Origin of the sequence: Streptomyces sp. NPDC059866 (assembly GCF_042731325.1) — a bacterium.
GTDB classification, from domain to species: domain Bacteria; phylum Actinomycetota; class Actinomycetes; order Streptomycetales; family Streptomycetaceae; genus Streptomyces; species Streptomyces flavusporus.
In genome coordinates, this window is record NZ_JBHWJT010000008.1 from 116,334 (window position 1) to 132,822 (window position 16,489).

Sequence of the window (16,489 nt, forward strand, 5' to 3'; positions counted from 1 at the left end):
GTGGCCCTTTTTGCATCCCCGATTCCATGCGACTGACACCGACACCCTATTGACAGCTCCTAGATTTTGAGAGCTACTCTCATTTTATGTCTGCACTCACCGAGGTACGACCCGACCCCCGCCGCTGGTGGGCCCTCGCCGCCCTGGTCGCGAGCATGCTCACGCTCGGCTTCGACCTGACGATCCTCAACGTCGCGCTGCCGACGATGGCCGAGCAACTCGGCGCGAGCACCGGCGAGCAACAGTGGATGGCGGACGCGTACGTCGTCGTCTTCGCGGCGCTGATGCTGCCCGCCGGGCTGCTCGGCGACCGGTTCGGGCGGCGGCTGATGCTGGTCACGGGGCTCGGCGTGTTCCTGGCCGGTTCGGTGGTCGGCGCGCTGGCCGGGGACGTGAACGCCGTGATCGCCGCCCGCGCGGTGATGGGCGTCGGCGGGGCGCTGGTCACACCGCTGTCGCTGTCCGTGCTGCCCTCGCTCTTCGGACCGGAAGAACGCACGAAGGCCGTCGGCGTCATCTCCGCCGCCTCGGCGCTCGGGCTGCCGCTCGGCCCGATCATCGGCGGCTGGCTGCTGGACCACTTCTGGTGGGGCTCGGTCTTCCTGGTCAACGTCCCCATGGCCGCCCTCGGCATCGCCGCCTGCGTCTTCCTGCTCCCCGAAACCCGCGACCCCGCCTCCCCCAAGGTCGATACCGTCTCCACCGCGCTCACCGCGACCGGCCTCGGCGCCCTCATCCACGCGATCATCGAGGCGCCCGAGCGCGGCTGGGGCGATCCTCTGGTGCTCGGCATGCTCGCCGCGGCCGCCGTCCTGGTCGCCCTCCTCGTCCTGCGCGAGCGCCGGGCCGTCCGCCCCATGCTCGACATGCCGCTGCTCGCCCACCGCGGGTTCCTGTTCAACACGCTCGCGGCGACGCTGGTGATGTTCGTGCTGTCCGGGCTGCTGTTCGTGCTGCCGCTCTACCTCCAGGCGGTCCTGGGGCACGATGCCTTCGGCACCGGGCTGCGGCTGCTGCCGATGATGGGCGGCCTGCTGGTCGCCGCGCGGGCCGCGCAACCGGCCGTCGCCCGGTTCGGGTCGCGCGGGGTGGTCGGTGCCGGGCTTGCGGTGCTGGCCTTCGCCGCGCTCCTCGGCAGCCGTACGACGGCGGAGTCCGGCTACGGATTCACCGCGCTGTGGCTCACTTTCGCGGGCATCGGCTTCGGCCTGAGCATCGTCCCGGCGATGGACGGGGCGCTCGCCGCGCTGACCGCCGACCGCGCCGGCAGCGGGTCCGGGCTGCTGATGACGCTCCGCCAGGTCGGCGGCGCGCTCGGCATCGCCCTGCTCGGCAGCCTCCTCGCGGGCACGTTCCGGGACCGGCTCGACGTCACCGGGCTGCCCGCGCCGGCCGCCGACACGGCCGGGGAGTCCGTGGTCGCCGCCCACCTCGTCGCCGAACAGACCGGCGCGGCCCGGTTGGCGGCCTCCGCGAACGACGCGTACCTGCACGGCATGAGCCTGGTACTGGTGGTGTGCGCCGCCGCGTCGATCGTGGCCGGGGTGCTGGCCGCCGTGTTCCTGGACGGCCGCAGGGACGGCCGGAGGACCGGGAACGACGCCCCGGACATGGCCGCCCCCGTGGCGGATGCCCGACAATGACCTCCATGACGGCCGCACGGACCACCACCCCCGCCGACCGCCCCCAGCTGGGACTGCGGGAGCGGAAGAAGATCAAGACCCGCGAGGCGATCCGCACCGCGACGTACGAACTGATCGAGGAGCAGGGATACGACGCCACGACGATCGAGCAGATCGCCGACCGCGCCGAGGTGTCGCCGTCGACCGTCTTCCGCTACTTCCCCACCAAGGAGGACATCGTCCTCACCGACGAGTACGACCCGCTGCTCCTCGACGAACTGCGGCAGCGGCCCGCGGACGAGCCCTGGCTGGAGTCCCTGCGGTACGTGATGCGCAAGGCCGTCGGCCTCGGTGCGCACGAGGATCCCAGGGTCACCCGGCTGCGGACCACGCTGATGACCGAGGTCCCGGCCGTGCGCTCACGGATGATGGAGAGCATGTCGGCCACCGGCGATCTGCTCGCCACCGCCATCGCCGAGCGCACCGGCCGGGACCCGGAGAGCCTGGAGGTGCGGGTCTTCACGATGTCCCTGATGGGCGGCCTGATGGAGGTCACCCGGTACTGGGTCCGGGGCGGCTTCCGTGAGGACTTCGCGGATCTGGTGGACCGCGCCGTCGACGTCTTCGAGCGTGGTCTGCCCCCTGTGAAACCCTGAGAGTCCCGGGCCGCCGCCGTGCCATCCTGATCAGGTGAACGGACCCGAGATACACGTCGAAATCGCCCCCGCGCTGCACCTGTTCGTCCCGCACCCCCGGCGCCGGGGCGCGACCCCGCTCGCCACGGACGGCGTCTCGACGCTCGGCCATGTCATCGAGTCCCTCGGCGTTCCGCTCACCGAGGTCGGCGCGCTGGTCGTGGACGGCCATGAGGTCCCGACCTCGCACATCCCCAAGGCCGGAGAGGCAGTGACCGTCCGCGCGGTCGAGCGCCCGCAAGAGATTCCCGGCGCTCCCCTGCGCTTCCTCCTCGACGTCCACCTCGGCACCCTCGCCCGCCGCCTGCGCCTGCTCGGCGTCGACACGGCCTACGAGTCGACCGACATCGGCGACCCCGCGCTCGCCGCCCGCTCGGCCACCGAGAAACGCGTCATGCTCAGTCGCGACCGGGGTCTGCTGCGCCGCCGCGAGCTGTGGGCCGGCGCCTTCGTCTACAGCACCCGCCCCGACGACCAACTCCGCGATGTCCTCGACCGGTTCGCGCCCGAACTGCGCCCGTGGACACGGTGCACCGCGTGCAACGGCCTGCTGCAGGACGTCACCAAGGAGGAGGTGGCGGACCAGCTGAAGGGCGGAACCCAGCGGACGTACGACGTCTTCGCGCAGTGCAGCAAGTGCGGCCGCGCCTACTGGAAGGGCGCGCACCACGACCAGCTGGAGGCCATCGTGGAGCGCGCCCTCAGCGACTTCCCGCAGCGGGGCTAACGCCGCCGGAGGTCCCCCTTCCCGCAGGCCACGCCGTCCCTGTTGGGGTCGAGGCGGAGGGGGTCGTCCTTGCCGTTGACCTTCAGGCGGCCGTAGTCGTTGGCCTTCAGCCAGGTGCAGCGGGCGGCCGTCGTCTTCTTCACCTCGGACGGGAAGGCGGTCGGCACGCAGACGTTGGCCGAGCCGTAGTGCCGGTCGCAGCCGGCGACGGTCGTGCCGACCTGCTGCGAGGTGCGCTTCCTGCCGGGGCCCGTGACCTTGCCGGACAGGTCGTCGGCGAAGGAGTGGACGTGGGCCGAGGCGTCGGTGGCGCCGAGGGCCTGCGGGCCCTGGAGGTGCACCCACTTGGCGACCGACGGCACCCCGCCCGCGTCGACCGCGAAGAGCATGTACCAGCCGGGCGGGGCCAGGTCGGGGTTGCTCGTCACGTTCAGGTCGATGGTGTTGCCGTCCACGCTCAACGGAAGATCCACGAACCGCTGGTTCGGGTCCGACGAGTGCGTCACCGCGGCCGGGCGGATCAGCTCCGCCTTCGCGATGGGCCGGTCCACCGTGATCCGCTGGGTGTCGCCGTAGGTCCACTCGGTGTCGATCACCGAGGTGATCGTCGGACGCTCGCCCTTGAGGAGATAGGGCGGGGTGTAGATCGACACGTTGTGGTTCCAGGAGCCGTTGCCCGGGTTGTCGCCGGTGGTCATCACCCGGCCGTCGGGCAGCAGGAACGCCGAGGAGTGGTAACCGCGGGCCTCCGGGTCGGCGGCCACCGGGTCGAAGGTGTTCGTCGCCGGGTCGTAGATCGACGACTCGAAGACCGGGTTGGCCCGGTTGTGCAGGGCGCCGCCGGTCTCGAGGACCTTGCCGTCCGGCAGCAGCACCGCGGAGACGTACATCTTGCCCTGGCCCCCGGTCTGCGGGACCGGCCCGTTGCCGAGGTCGACGGTGCCCTGCGGAAGCGGCGGACCTGCGGCGTAGGACGGGTTGGGCTCCTTGAGGTCGATGACATCGGTCAGCCGGTTCGCCTCCGGGTTGGAGTCGATGTTGCCGCCGCCGATGGTGAGGACCTTCTGGTCCTGCGCCGGCGGCAGCAGCACGCTCGCCGACTGGTCGCGCTCGTCCTTGTTCTGCAGACCGGGCACCTGCGTGATCGTGTTGGCGTCGTAGTCGTAGATCGCCGAGCCGGTGCCGGGGATGTTGTTGCCGAAGACATGGCTGCCGGAGTAGAAGAGGCGGCCGTCCTGCATCAGGATCATCGACGGGTACAGACCCCAGTATGACCAGGTCTGGTTGACCTTCCACAGCTCGAGCCACTTCTGCTCGGCGTCCGACCACAGCTCGGCGGTCACCGAGCCGGTCGAGTCCTCCTTCAGCCCGCCGAAGGAGATGACGTCACCGTTGCCGAGGATCGTGGCCGACGGGTACCAGTGCCCGTCGTTCATGTCGTTCGTCTTCGTGTACGTCTCGGTCTCGGGGTCGAAGATGTACGAGTCCTTGTACCCCTGGTAGCCGATCGTGCCGTCCGCCGACGGATAGCCCTTGTTGCCGCTCATCACCAGCACCCGCCCGTCCTGGAGCTGGACGTGCCCGGCGCAGAACATGTCGTCCGGCGTGGGGATGACCTTGTACGTGCCGTTCTGCGGGTCGTAGACCGCGGAGGTGAACGTGCCCGCCTCGAACATCTCCGGGTCGTTGCCGGAGCCCGCGATCAGCAGCACCTTGCCGTTGTGCAGGACGACCGAGTGCATCGAGCGGACCGGGTTCTGCGCGGGCAGCACGTCCCACCTGCCGTTCGCGCACTCCTGAGGCGTGCCCGTGCACTCGGGCTCCGGGACCGGGTCGGCGACCTGTTCCATCGTGTAGTCGTCGGTGGTCGCGGAGCCGGTGCCATAGACGGAGACGCCCCAGCTGACGCGGTCGGTGCCGGCCGGCACCTCCGGGGTGCGGACCGTGGCCCGGGTCCAGCTGCCCGCCATCTCCAGCGTCTTGAGGTCGGTCCAGTACTGCCAGCCGGCCGTCGTGTCGTGCCGGAACAGGGTGATGTTGGCGTCCGGTGTCGTCGTCTTGTACCAGAGGGAGAGGTCGTACTGCTTGCCGACCGTCACCACCGGCGCACAGTCCGCGGACTCCGTGATCAGCGCCTTGCGGTCGCCTTCGACACGGCGGGTCAGCTCGACCTTCATGGCCTTGCTGCCGGAGTGGGCGTCCGAGGTCGTGGCGAAGCTGAAGTCGTTGTCACCCCAGCCGGACTTCGACCAGCAGTACGGCATGTCGCCGGTGCCGGCCGTCTCGAAGCCGGGGTTCTTGATGAGGTTGGCGGCGGAGGCGGACTGGGGTGTGGTCAGGAGCAGGCCACCGGTGAGGCCTGCGACGGCCAGGAGTGCGGTTCTTCTACGGCGTTTGTTCACACGGCTCTCCTTGCTGTGCGGCTCCCGCGCTCGGGGGCGGCTTCATTCATGGGCCTCCGGCGCGGCAGATAGACCAGCGCTTCGGTACCGACGAAACGCAGGACGAAGGTCGTCACCAGCGCGAGCGCGGTGGCGGGCAGCGCGGCCATGCCGAACGCGCCGACCAGCAGCGCGATCAGCGGGATGCGCAGCACCAGGTCGGCGTTGGCGAGCAGCGCGAACCGGCCGAGCCGGTCCCACAAGCGCCGGTGCCGGCGGCGGTCGCGGAACAGCAGGCGCTCGATGAGCAGGAAGTTCCAGGCGACGCCGAGCTGGTTGGCGAGGATCTCGGCCGGGAGGTAGTGCATGCCGAGGGAGGTGAGGGCCCACAGCCCGAGCAGGTTCGGGACGAAACCGGTCGCGCCGATCAGCCCGAACACCACCATCCGGGCCAGCGGATCGGCCGTACGCAGCCCGGCGAGGTGCCGCAGGAAACGCCGCCCCTCCGCTGCCGTGGACTTGGACTCCCCGGCGAACCGCTCCTGGAACACGAACGGCACTTCGGTGACCGTGCGCGGGCGGCTGCGGACCGCCAGCTCCAGCAGGATCTTGTAGCCGAGCGGCGTCAGCGTCTCCGCCGTGACCGCGCTGCGGCGCACCGCGAAGAAGCCGCTCATCGGGTCGCTGATGCCGTGCAGCCGGCGCGGGAAGAGGGTCTTGGTCAGCCAGGTGGCTGCTCTGGACACGGCCACGCGGTAGCTGCCGGCCAGCCCCGCCCGGCTGCCGCCCTTGATGTAACGGGAGGCGACGACCAGTGAGGCGTTCGCCCGCTCGCCGGTCGCCACCAGCTCCGGGACCAGGGACGGCGGATGCTGGCAGTCACCGTCCATGACGACGATCCAGTCGGAGCCGGCCGCCTTCATGCCCTCGACCACCGCACCGCCGAGCCCACCGACCGGCTCCTCGCGGTGCAGCACGGTCACCGGGAACGGGCAGTCCTGGGCGGCCTCGCGGATCACCTGCGGGGTGTCGTCGGTGGAGTCGTCCACGAAGACGACCTCGCAGGGCAGCCGGGACGGCACCGACTCGGTGATCTGGTGCAGCAGCTGACGGATGTTCGCCGACTCGTTGAAGGTCGGTACGACGATGGTGACGGCACCCGGCTCGGGAACCTCCACGGCGTACGCGGCCGGGTCGCCCAGTTCGCCGGGGACGGTGGACTCGTGGCCGCTCATCGGGCGCCTCCCACGGTCTGGATCTGCCGGATCTCGATCCGGTCCTCACCGGTGCCGAAGACGGCGACCGGCGTCGAGTTCTCCATCGCTGCCCTGACGTTGGGCAGATCGACCGCGTCCCGCCGTACCGTCGGCGAGGCGACGACGTAGTCGAGGTCCCGCCAGCCGCGCGGCATCGTCTTCGTCACCGCGGGGTCGAGGTCGGCCTTGTAGAACCAGATGACGCCGAGCCCCGGCCGGTACCCCTCGTGCACCAGGTCCAGCCAGAGCGCGTCGTCGACGAGTACCCGGGTGTCCTCCGGGTCCTCGACCTCCGTGGCCAGCCATGTGGAGGCGGCCCGGTAGGGGGCGTTGGCGTCGGCGGTCATGGCGGTGCGGTCGCCGTCGTACCAGCGGGGTACGACGTAGGCGCCGGCCGCGAGCGCGAGGACGGCCGCGAGCGCGTACCGCCCGCCGGTGACGTACCGCTTCTCGCCGTCCCGGCGCCGTCTGCGCAGCACCAGGTGGGTCACACTGGCGGTGCCGCCGGCCAGGACGAGGGCGAGGAACGGCAGCGCCTGGATGATGTACATGGCGGGCAGGTAGCCCGGCCGCATGGCCATCCCCGCGAGGATCGCCACGGCGAGCGCGGGCCCGGCGAGCGCCCGTGCCGTGACCGACCAGCGCCAGGTGAGCAGGAGCAGCAGGGCGCCGGCGAGTCCTCCGAGGGGCAGGACACGGTCGTAGTACAGCCAGGACTGGAGCACTCCGTGGGAGCCGGTGCCGGGTTCGAGGATGAAGCCGGAGCCGGGGCGGCTCATCTGGTAGACGATGCCGTCCCAGAGCGAGACGTGCCCGTCGCCCGGCAGCAACTCACCCTTCAGCAGGGCGAAGAGGGGATACGAGATGCCGATGAGCGCGCAGGCGGTGATCGCCCCGGTGAGCGCGAACTTCCGGGTGTCGCGGTGACTGTGCCGCCACATGGTGACCATCACGGCGGGCAGGACGAGCAGCATCGTCTCCTTGGTGAGCACGGCCGCGGCGGCCGCGATGCCCGCGCCGAAATGGTGCCAGAGGTGACGGCTCGGGGAGGCCGCGAGGCAGAAGGCCAGCAGCGTCCACATCACCGCGATGTTGTCGAGGAAGATCTCGCGCTGGAGGACCACCGACAGCGGGGAGAGCCCGAAGAGCACCATGCCGAGCCCGGCCGCCCAGCGGGGCAGCGCGAGGCGGCGGCCGAGGACGTAGACGAGGACGGCGCTGACCGCGCTGATCAGCAGCATCATGACCCGCATCGAGCCGACGGTCATCGACTCGGGCGCGAGGTACGCAGGGATCCAGGTCAGGACGGCGATCTGCACCCAGCCGAAGGGCGGGTGGTCGTACCAGTACGTGTAGTGGGCGAGGCCCCGGCCCTCCTGTACGGCCCAGGCCTGGGCGAGGTAGGTGCCCTCGTCGTCGCTGAAGGTCGGGTAGTCGGCGATGTTCCAGCCCTGCACGACGAGGATCGCCACGAGGAGGACACCGCACAGGATGAGGTCGGGGCGCGAACTGCGCAGCCGGAGCGGAGGTGTTGTTCGGCCGGTCGAACCGGTTCTGGGCGCAGCTGTCCGCTGCGCGGGGACCTTGACTCCGGTCGCCGCGGGAAGTGTGGAGGTCACGCAGGAACGTCCTCTCGGTTCACGTGCGCGAGATGTGCGCCGACGTGGCTGGTCAACTCCCAGTCGTTGCGGCCGCGTTGCTCACGCCATACGGCGCGGACCGCGGCCCCGGCGAGGAGCACCTGGTAGAAGGGGCCGCCGACGATGAGCTTGAGGTAGTGCACGAGGCGGACCCGGAGCCCGTACTGCTTGCCGAAGTCGTGCAGTCCGACGAGCTCGAAGACAAAGGTGACGAGCGCGGTGACGGCCGGCAGGAAGGTGATGAAGGCGACGCCGACCGGGACGTCCAGGAAGAGCGCGATGGCCACGTTCAGCGGGATGATCACGCCGGAGATCGCCTGCAGGTACGGCGTCATGAGGGTGTAGCGGGCGAGCAGCCGCTGCCGGAAGCCCGGGAGCTGCTTCCAGTCCTTCTTCCGGTAGACCTGGAGGAAACCCTGGTTCCAGCGGGTGCGCTGCTTCAGCAGGGACATCAGGCTGCCCGGGGTCTCCTCGCGGGTGACCATGTCGGAGTCGTAGGCGACGACGACCTTCTTGCCGACGCTGGACAGGCGCACGCCCAGATCGCAGTCCTCGGCGAGGCAGTTGGGGTCCCAGCCGTCGGCCTCGCGCAGCACCTTCGTCCGCACGAAGACGGTGTTGCCGCCGAGCGGGATGAAGCCCTTCTGCGCGTGCAGGTGCAACCGTGAGCGGAACCAGAAGAAGTACTCCAGGCAGTTGCGCAGGCTGTACCAGCTGGAGTGGAAGTTGATGAGCTGCACACCGCCCTGGACGACGTCCGCACCGGTGGACCGGAACGCGTGGTCGACATGGGCGAGCAGCTCCGGATGGACCTGGTCCTCCGCGTCGAAGACCCCGACGACATCGCCGCGGCAGTGCGGCAACGCCGTGTTCATGGCCTTGGGCTTGTTCTTCTTCTCGTGGGTGTCGACGACGACTCGTACACGCGGGTCGCGGGCCTCCGCCCGACGGGCCACCTCGGTGGTCTCCGGGTCGTCGTGCCCGACGATGACGATGATCTCGAAGTCGTTGTGTGTGGACTCCAGCAGCCGCTGGATGGTGTGGTCCAGCACGGCCTGTTCGTGCCGGGCCGGAAGCAGCAGCGAGAACGACAGGTGCTCACCGCCGTCCGGCCGGCTGAAACGGGTGGACGCGAGCACTTCGGGCGTACGCCACGCGTGCATCTGCCACCACAGGGTGAATGCCGCCATCCAGAACAGGGCCAGTGAAACGGCAGCGATGAAGACAGACGTCAGCAACAGATCCCCCCAGATCCCCAAACCCCCTGCCGAGACGGTGAGTCACCGCCGTCTCGGCACTGTGGAGAGAGTAGGGGGGAAATGTGAAGCTCGGAAGCTGTTCTGATAAATGGCGTGTTTCGTACTGGTGGGCGGCGGGTGAGGCATGTTCACACACATGCCCAATTGCGCTGCCCGGATCAGCGGATCATCCGCTCAGCGCCACGCGCAGCCGCTCCGGGTCGGTCGTCGGGGCGTCACAGGTGAAGTTACGGCAGACGTACGCGCTCGGTTCACCGCCGACCAGCGGCCGGTCGGCCAGCAGCGGGAACTCCTCGCTCCCCGGCACGCCGTACGCGACCACCGTGCCCGGAGCGGTGCCCAGAAGTGCCGTACGGTGCAAGGCCTTTGTGGCCCTGTCGTCGAGGCTCGGCCCGACGATCGCGACCTCGCGGGGCCCGTCGAGGTTGGCCTCGGCGACGGCGAGCCCCCAGCCGATGAACCGGGGCACGCGCGGACCCAGCGCCTTCACCATGCCCAACGCCCGCTCGGCGGCGGCCCGGTGGGGTTCGGCGCCGGTCTGGGCGGCATAGCTCAGCAGGGCACCCGCGGCGGCGGTCCAGCCGGACGGGGCGGCGTTGTCGGTCGGGTCCTGCGGGCGGCGGATCAGCTGCTCGGCATCCGCGGCGGTGTCGTACAGGGCGCCCGACTTCTCGTCGACGAAGCTGACCAGAACGTGGTCGAGCAGCAGCCCCGCGAACTCCAGCCAGACGCCCTCCCCGGTCACGGACGCCAGCGCCAGGAAGCCCTCGGCGACATCGGCGTAGTCCTCCAGCACGCCTGCATTGGCGCCGACCCGGCCGTCCTTGCTGGTGCGGGCGAGGCGGGCGTGGTCGTCGAGGTGGACGCGGACCAGGAGGTCGGCGGCGGCGAGGGCGGCGTCCACCAGGTCGGGCCGGTCGAAGTAGGCGCCGGTCTCGGCGAGCGCCGCGATCGCGAGGCCGTTCCAGGCAGCGACGATCTTGTCGTCCCGTCCGGGAGCGGGCCGCTCGGCGCGGGCCGCCCGCATCCGCTGCTTCACGGACTCGACCTTCTCGGCGTCGAACACACCGTCCTGCTGCGGGAGTTGCAGGACCGAGGCACCCTCCTCGAAGGTGCCCTCCTCGGTCACGCCGAAGCAGCGGGCGGCGAGTTCGGCGTCGTCCCCCAGCACGTCACGGAGCTGCTCGGGCGTCCAGACGTAGTACACCCCCTCGACGTGCCGACCGGTCCCGTCGTCGCTGTCGGCGTCGAGCGCGGAGGCGAACCCGCCCTCGTTCGTGCGCAGTTCACGCACCATGAAGTCGGCGGTCTCCAGGGCGACCCGGCGGGCGAGCTCGGAGCCCGTGGTGCGCCAGAGGTGGGCGTAGACGCGGCACAGCAGGGCGTTGTCGTACAGCATCTTCTCGAAGTGCGGCACGACCCAGTCCCGGTCGACGGAGTACCGGGCGAACCCGCCCCCGAGCTGGTCGTAGATCCCGCCCCGCGCCATCCGCTCACAGGTGTCCTGCGCCATCTGCAGCGCACCCTCGGCGCCGGTCCGGGCGTGATGCCGCAGCAGGAACTCGATCACCATGGACGGCGGGAACTTCGGCGCGCCGCCGAACCCACCGCGCTGCGGGTCGTACTCCCGGGTCAGCCCGAGCAGCGCCTGCGCCAGCTCCTGCTCCCCCGGCGCCTCGGTCCCCCCGAAGTCGATCTCCCGCCCGGCGAGATCCCGCACGATCTTCCCGGCGACGTCGGAGACCTCCTCCCGACGGTCCCGCCACGCGACGCTCACGCCCTCCAGCACCTGCCGGAAGGAGGGCATCCCGTGCCGGGGCGCCGGCGGGAAGTACGTCCCGAAGTAGAACGGCTCGGCGTCCGGGGTGAGGAACACCGTCATGGGCCAGCCGCCCTGCCCGGTGGCCGCCTGCACGGCCTCCATGTAGACGGCGTCCACGTCGGGGCGCTCTTCGCGGTCGACCTTGATGTTGACGAAGTGCTCGTTCTGGAAGTCGGCCGTCTCCTGGTCCTCGAAGGACTCGTGCGCCATGACGTGACACCAGTGGCAGCTCGAATATCCGACGCTGAGCAGGACGGGTTTGTCACCCCGGCGCGCCTCCTCGAACGCCTCCTCCGACCAGGGCCACCAGTCGACCGGGTTGTCGGCGTGCTGGAGCAGGTAGGGGGACGTCTCATGGGCCAGTCGATTCGGCATACCCCCATCCTGCCCCACGGGCCCGGACCGGTCGTGAGGAAGCTCCGCCGCTCGGTCGGCCGTTTCCACCGGCGTCGCAACGGTCACCGAAGTGGACGGTGATCGTCGCCCCCCTCGCGTTCGGGGCGTCCCGCAAGGACACTCGTAGGCAAAGCAGTTGCCGCCGGAGGGGGACGGGACATGCGGGACAGTCATCGCGCGGAGGCCGAGCGGCTGTTGGTGCGCGCGGTGGAAGAGGAGGTACGGCGGTCGGGTGGCCGTATCGACGGCAAGGTGCTCATGGCCCGGGCGCGCGGGGCGCTCGACACCATGGCGCAGGCGGCGGCCGAGGAGTACGAGGCCTATACGCGTGCGCTGGACGAGACGGAGGCCGGGCGGCTGTCGTTCGGGCAGCGGTATGCGCGGGAGGGCGCCGGTACGCCGCTGTTTGTGGCGGGTGTGGCTGCTGTGGCGGCAGCGGTGGCCGATCTGGCGCTCGGTACGGGGCCGGGGACCGCGGTCGGTGCGGGGGTGACCGTCGGGGTGGTGGGCGCGGCGACGACGGTGGTGAAGGTCGCCGGGTCGCATCTGCCGGCCGCGCATCACCGGGCCGGTGCCGCGGGGCAGCCGGGCGGGCCGGAACAGTTGCGGCTGCAGTGGCTGACGGCGCTGGACGTGCGGGGGATCCGGCCGTTCCTCGATCAGCAGCGGGTGCTGGCCGCGTCCACGGGGCCGAAGAAGAGCGGGCCGCAGCTGAAGGGGACCAACAAGAGCGGGGCCGCGCGCGGGCGGAGTGTGCTGGAGCAGTCGTTCGGTCAACTGCCCGAGCCCGTGGGTCCGTTCGCGGGGCGGCGGCAGGAGCTGGCGCGGATCCGGCAGTGGGTGCAGGCCGCCCGGGCGAGCACCCGGACCCGGCCGACGGTGGTCGTTCTGCACGGGGCGCCCGGCAGCGGCCGTACGACGCTGGCGGTGCGAGCCGCCCATGATCTGAAGGACCAGTTCCGCGGGGCGTGCGTGGTGGATCTGCGCGGCGACAGCCCGGAGGAACCGCCGCTGTCCACCCGCGAGGCCCTGCTGCACCTGCTGAACCGGCTGGGCGCACCGCGCGAGCAGCTGCTGTTCCGGGAGCGTTCCTCGGCCGACCAGCAGGTCAAGCGGCTGAGTGAGCTGTACCACCAGCATCTGACCGGCGTGCCCGTCGCGGTCGTCCTCGACGACGCCTCGGACCCCGAGCAGGTCCGCACCCTGGTCCCGGAGCGGTCCGACAGCCTGGTCCTGGTCACCGCACGGACCCCGCTCGACCTGCCCGGCGACCTGCCTGCGTGGGTGCACCAGCTGCCCGTCGAGACGCTGGACGCGGTGGGCGCGGAGGAGCTGCTGGGCGCGGCCGCGCAGGACGCCTCGAGCCCGTACGACGCCGAATCCGCCGACCGCGTACGGGAGTTGTGCGGCGGGCTGCCGTTGGCGCTGCGCGTCGCCGGTTCCTCGCTGGGCCCGCGCTCGCCCCGGCAGCTGGCCTCGGACCTCGGGGCGTACGGGCCGGTGGAGCCGGTGGAGCGGGCGCTGTGGCTGCGCTACACCGACCAGGCGGAACCGGCGCGGCGACTGCTGCGGCGGCTGGCGCTGGCCGGGCGTGCCTCGCTCGGCGCGGCGGCCGCCGCCGCACTGCTGGCCACGGACGAGGCGGAGGCTGCCCGGTACCTGGTCGCCCTCTCCCGCGCGGGCCTGATCGACCATGTGCGCGGCAGCCGCTACCGCCTGCACGACCTCGTGCGGATCTTCGCGCACGCCCGCCTGCTGGACGAGGAGGAGCCGGCCGAGCGGGCCGCGGCGCAGGAGCGGCTGATCGTGAACTACGCCGAGCTCGCCGACTCGGTGCTGCGGCTGGTGGACGGCAACATGTCGACCCGCTCGGACCGCTTCGGCCCGCACGGCTTCACCTCCCTGGACGAGGCGCTGCGCTGGCTGGACGACGAGTCGAGCTTCATCACCTCGACACTCCGGTTCGCGGAGGGCGTGAACCAGGCGGCGGTGCTGAACCTGCTGGGCGCGCTGTGCGACTACTGCCTGCTGCGCGGCGACCTCTACCGCCTGGGTGAGATCAACGAACTCGCCCAGGCCGTGGACCAGGGGCTGCTGATCCGCTCGGTGCAGTGGCGCACGGGTATCGCGGCCCGGCAGCTGGGCGAGCTGGACAAGGCCCGTACGACGCTCGCCTCGGTCGTCGACCTGTACCGGGAGGCCCACCACGACGCGGGCGCGGCCCGCGCCCTGTGCTCGCTCGGCATCACCCTGCACCACCAGGGCAACCTCACCGAGGCGGCGGCCCGGCTGCGGGAGGCGCTGGACCTGCAGGCCGCGCCCGAGCTGGCCACCGACCGGGCGTGGACGATGCACGCGCTGGCGGCCGTGGAACGCGACCGCGCCCACCTCGCCGAGGCCCTGGACCTGCTGAACCGCTCCCTGGAACTGCACCGCGCCGGCGGCTCCCTGCACGGCGAGGCGTGGGCCCACTTCCAGCTCGGCCAGCTGTACCTGCGCCTGGGCGACGTACCGCGCGCGGAAGCCGAGCTGCGCGCGGCGCTCGAACGGTACGGCCGGACCCGCGACGCCCGCGGCGAGGCGTGGGCGCTGACCCAGCTGGCCCGGGCCCGGCTGGTCGCGGGCGACGCCTTCACGGGGGTGGAGGAGCTGCGCCGGGCGGCGGCCCGGCACCGCGACAACGAGGACGCACGCGGCGAGGCCTGGACGCTCTACTACCTCGGTCAGGCGCTGGAGGAGGCGGGCAACCTCGACCAGGCGGTCCGTGACCTGGAGCGCTCACGCACGATGTTCTCCCGGATGCGGGACGTGTACGGGCTGGCCTGCGCCCGCCACCACTCGGCCCGGGCGACCCGCGACCTGCGTGCCGCCCAGACCGGATCGCTGCGGAACTCGGGCTTCGCGAGGCAGCTGCTCGTCGACGCCCGCGCCGACTTCCAGCGCATCGGCGTCGCCCACGGCGAGGCGTGGACCTGTCTGGAGCTGGCCGTCGTCGACGCGGGCAACGCCCGTACGGCACAGGCGCTGGCCCTGTGCGACGAGGCGGTGGGGCTGTTCGCGTCGTACGGGGACCGGCGGGGCGAGGACTGGGCCCATTTCCTGCGCTGCACGCTGCTGCCGTATGCGGCTCCGGGTGGGGTGGAGGTCGGTACGGCGGTGGCGCAGGAGGAGCTGGCACAGCTGGGTCGGGCCGGCCATCCGGCGCGGGACGAGAAGCTGGACGACTACGTGGAGGCGTACCAGCTGCTGCTGGAGCGCGGCGTGAGCCTGGAGGACGGGTGGCAGGCCTGGCGGCTGGGGATGGTGCCGAACCGGCATGCGCGGGAGGTCATGGGGGTGGGGGTGGTGGCGGCCCCGTGAGTGTCCCGGACGGAGGGGGGAGCGGGCCTGCGGGCGCCTGCTCCGGCACCAGCGCGGCGGGACCGGTCGCTGCCGGTGCCGCCGGGCTGGTGTGTGCCCGGCCGGGGGACTCAGCCCTTCGCGGGTGAGGCCTTCCCCGACGCCTGGTCCGCGTCGCCCTTGCCGGAGGCCCCCGCCCCGTCGGGGGCCTCGTCGAAGTCGACCCGGCCCATGTGGCGGTTCATGGACTTCATCAGGCCCCACACGGCCAGGGCCATCACCGCGAAGACGATGAAGCCGAGGACGCCGGGGGTCACCTTGTCCTCGTCGACCTCCTTGGCGAGGGTGACGAGATGGGTCATTGCCAGGCTCGCGCTTGCGCTCATGTCAGGCATTGTCGCGGATGCCTGCAAAGAGGTCGTCCTCGGGGAGGGAGGTATCCACGAGGGACTTCGCGAGCTCGTACTCCTCGGTCGGCCAGACCTCCTTCTGAAGCTCCATCGGCACCCGGAACCAGCCCCCGTCGGGGTCGATCTGCGTGGCGTGCGCGATCAGCGCCTTGTCACGGATCTCGAAGAAGTCCGCGCACGGGACGTGCGTGGTCAGCGTGCGGTCCTTGTGCCCCGAGTCGTCCCAGCGCTTGAGCCATTCCCCGTACGGGGACTCCAGGCCCCGGTCGAGCATCGCCTGGTGCAGCGCCTCGGTGCGTGGGCGGTTGAAGCCCTGGTTGTAGTACACCTTCAGCGGCTGGTACGCCGGACCGAACTCGGACTCCGGGTACTTCTCGGTGTCCGCCGCGCCCTCGAACGCCACCATCGTGATCTTGTGGGTCATGATGTGGTCGGGGTGCGGGTAACCACCGTTCTCGTCATAGGTGGTGATCACCTGGGGACGGAAGGAGCGGATGCTCCGCACCAGCTCGCCGGCCGCCTTGTCGACGTCCTCGAGGGCGAAGCAGCCCTCCGGCAGCGGCGGCAGCGGGTCGCCCTCGGGCAGGCCGGAGTCGACGAAACCGAGCCACTCCTGCTTGACGCCGAGGATCTCGCGGGCCTCGTCCATCTCCTTCTTGCGTACCTCGTGGATGTGCTCCTCGATGTACTTGTCGCCCTGCAGCTTCGGATTGAGGATGGAGCCGCGCTCCCCGCCCGTGCAGGTCACCACCAGCACGTCCACCCCCTCGGACACGTACTTGGCCATGGTGGCCGCGCCTTTGCTCGACTCGTCGTCGGGGTGCGCGTGGACGGCCATCAGTCGCAACTGGTCAGTCAAGACTCAATCCTCGTTTGGTCGGCGCCCGGCGTGACCGGGTGCGAACGGCGGCTTCTATAGTGACCGAATCGGGGGGCGAAAAA

Annotated in this window: 11 protein-coding genes; 4 read left to right on the forward strand and 7 right to left on the reverse strand. The window is 71.0% G+C overall.

The genetic code is table 11. From position 1 onward, the window contains the following. The first annotated feature begins 86 nt into the window (after window positions 1–86). Genes ACFV7R_RS14500 through ACFV7R_RS14510 form a run of 3 tightly spaced genes read left to right on the forward strand, consistent with a single transcriptional unit; the run spans window position 87 to window position 3,044 of the window. On the forward strand, window positions 87–1,643 hold the full coding sequence (locus ACFV7R_RS14500) for an MFS transporter (RefSeq protein WP_385263533.1): 1,557 nt from the start codon (window positions 87–89) through the stop codon (window positions 1,641–1,643). Beyond that, window positions 1,640–2,278, forward strand: coding sequence for a TetR/AcrR family transcriptional regulator (locus ACFV7R_RS14505; protein ID WP_385263535.1), 639 nt, complete (start codon window positions 1,640–1,642; stop codon window positions 2,276–2,278). Before ACFV7R_RS14500 ends, ACFV7R_RS14505 begins: the two co-directional genes overlap by 4 nt. A gap of 34 nt (window positions 2,279–2,312) precedes the next feature. Continuing rightward, the gene (locus ACFV7R_RS14510; protein WP_385263537.1) at window positions 2,313–3,044 is read left to right on the forward strand and encodes a Mut7-C RNAse domain-containing protein; all 732 of its coding nucleotides are present in this window, start codon (window positions 2,313–2,315) and stop codon (window positions 3,042–3,044) included. On the opposite strand, the gene ACFV7R_RS14515 is transcribed toward ACFV7R_RS14510, so the two are convergent. The 5 genes from ACFV7R_RS14515 to ACFV7R_RS14535 form a co-directional block, all read right to left on the reverse strand. Further along, complete coding sequence (locus tag ACFV7R_RS14515) at window positions 3,041–5,446, reverse strand: galactose oxidase-like domain-containing protein (protein WP_385263538.1); 2,406 nt, start codon at window positions 5,444–5,446, stop codon at window positions 3,041–3,043. The two genes, ACFV7R_RS14510 and ACFV7R_RS14515, sit on opposite strands and share 4 nt — an antisense overlap. Then, window positions 5,443–6,660: a glycosyltransferase gene (locus ACFV7R_RS14520; protein WP_385263540.1), complete on the reverse strand. Its 1,218-nt coding sequence runs from the start codon at window positions 6,658–6,660 to the stop codon at window positions 5,443–5,445. Before ACFV7R_RS14520 ends, ACFV7R_RS14515 begins: the two co-directional genes overlap by 4 nt. After that, complete coding sequence (locus tag ACFV7R_RS14525; protein ID WP_385263541.1) at window positions 6,657–8,300, reverse strand: ArnT family glycosyltransferase; 1,644 nt, start codon at window positions 8,298–8,300, stop codon at window positions 6,657–6,659. The genes ACFV7R_RS14520 and ACFV7R_RS14525 overlap by 4 nt, the downstream gene beginning before the upstream one ends. Beyond that, on the reverse strand, window positions 8,297–9,559 hold the full coding sequence (locus ACFV7R_RS14530) for a glycosyltransferase (RefSeq protein WP_129801178.1): 1,263 nt from the start codon (window positions 9,557–9,559) through the stop codon (window positions 8,297–8,299). Before ACFV7R_RS14530 ends, ACFV7R_RS14525 begins: the two co-directional genes overlap by 4 nt. Before the next feature lie 187 nt (window positions 9,560–9,746). Beyond that, on the reverse strand, window positions 9,747–11,777 hold the full coding sequence (locus ACFV7R_RS14535) for a thioredoxin domain-containing protein (protein ID WP_385263543.1): 2,031 nt from the start codon (window positions 11,775–11,777) through the stop codon (window positions 9,747–9,749). A 180-nt stretch (window positions 11,778–11,957) separates the two neighbouring features. Between ACFV7R_RS14535 and ACFV7R_RS14540 the strand changes: the two genes are divergently transcribed. Then, the gene (locus tag ACFV7R_RS14540; protein WP_385263544.1) at window positions 11,958–15,158 is read left to right on the forward strand and encodes a tetratricopeptide repeat protein; all 3,201 of its coding nucleotides are present in this window, start codon (window positions 11,958–11,960) and stop codon (window positions 15,156–15,158) included. Between the two features lie 110 nt (window positions 15,159–15,268). On the opposite strand, the gene ACFV7R_RS14545 is transcribed toward ACFV7R_RS14540, so the two are convergent. Both ACFV7R_RS14545 and mca read right to left on the reverse strand, forming a co-directional pair. Next, on the reverse strand, window positions 15,269–15,532 hold the full coding sequence (locus ACFV7R_RS14545; RefSeq protein ID WP_385263546.1) for a hypothetical protein: 264 nt from the start codon (window positions 15,530–15,532) through the stop codon (window positions 15,269–15,271). Further along, the gene (mca, locus tag ACFV7R_RS14550; protein WP_224734025.1) at window positions 15,525–16,385 is read right to left on the reverse strand and encodes a mycothiol conjugate amidase Mca; all 861 of its coding nucleotides are present in this window, start codon (window positions 16,383–16,385) and stop codon (window positions 15,525–15,527) included. The genes ACFV7R_RS14545 and mca overlap by 8 nt, the downstream gene beginning before the upstream one ends. Window positions 16,386–16,489: the final 104 nt, after the last annotated feature.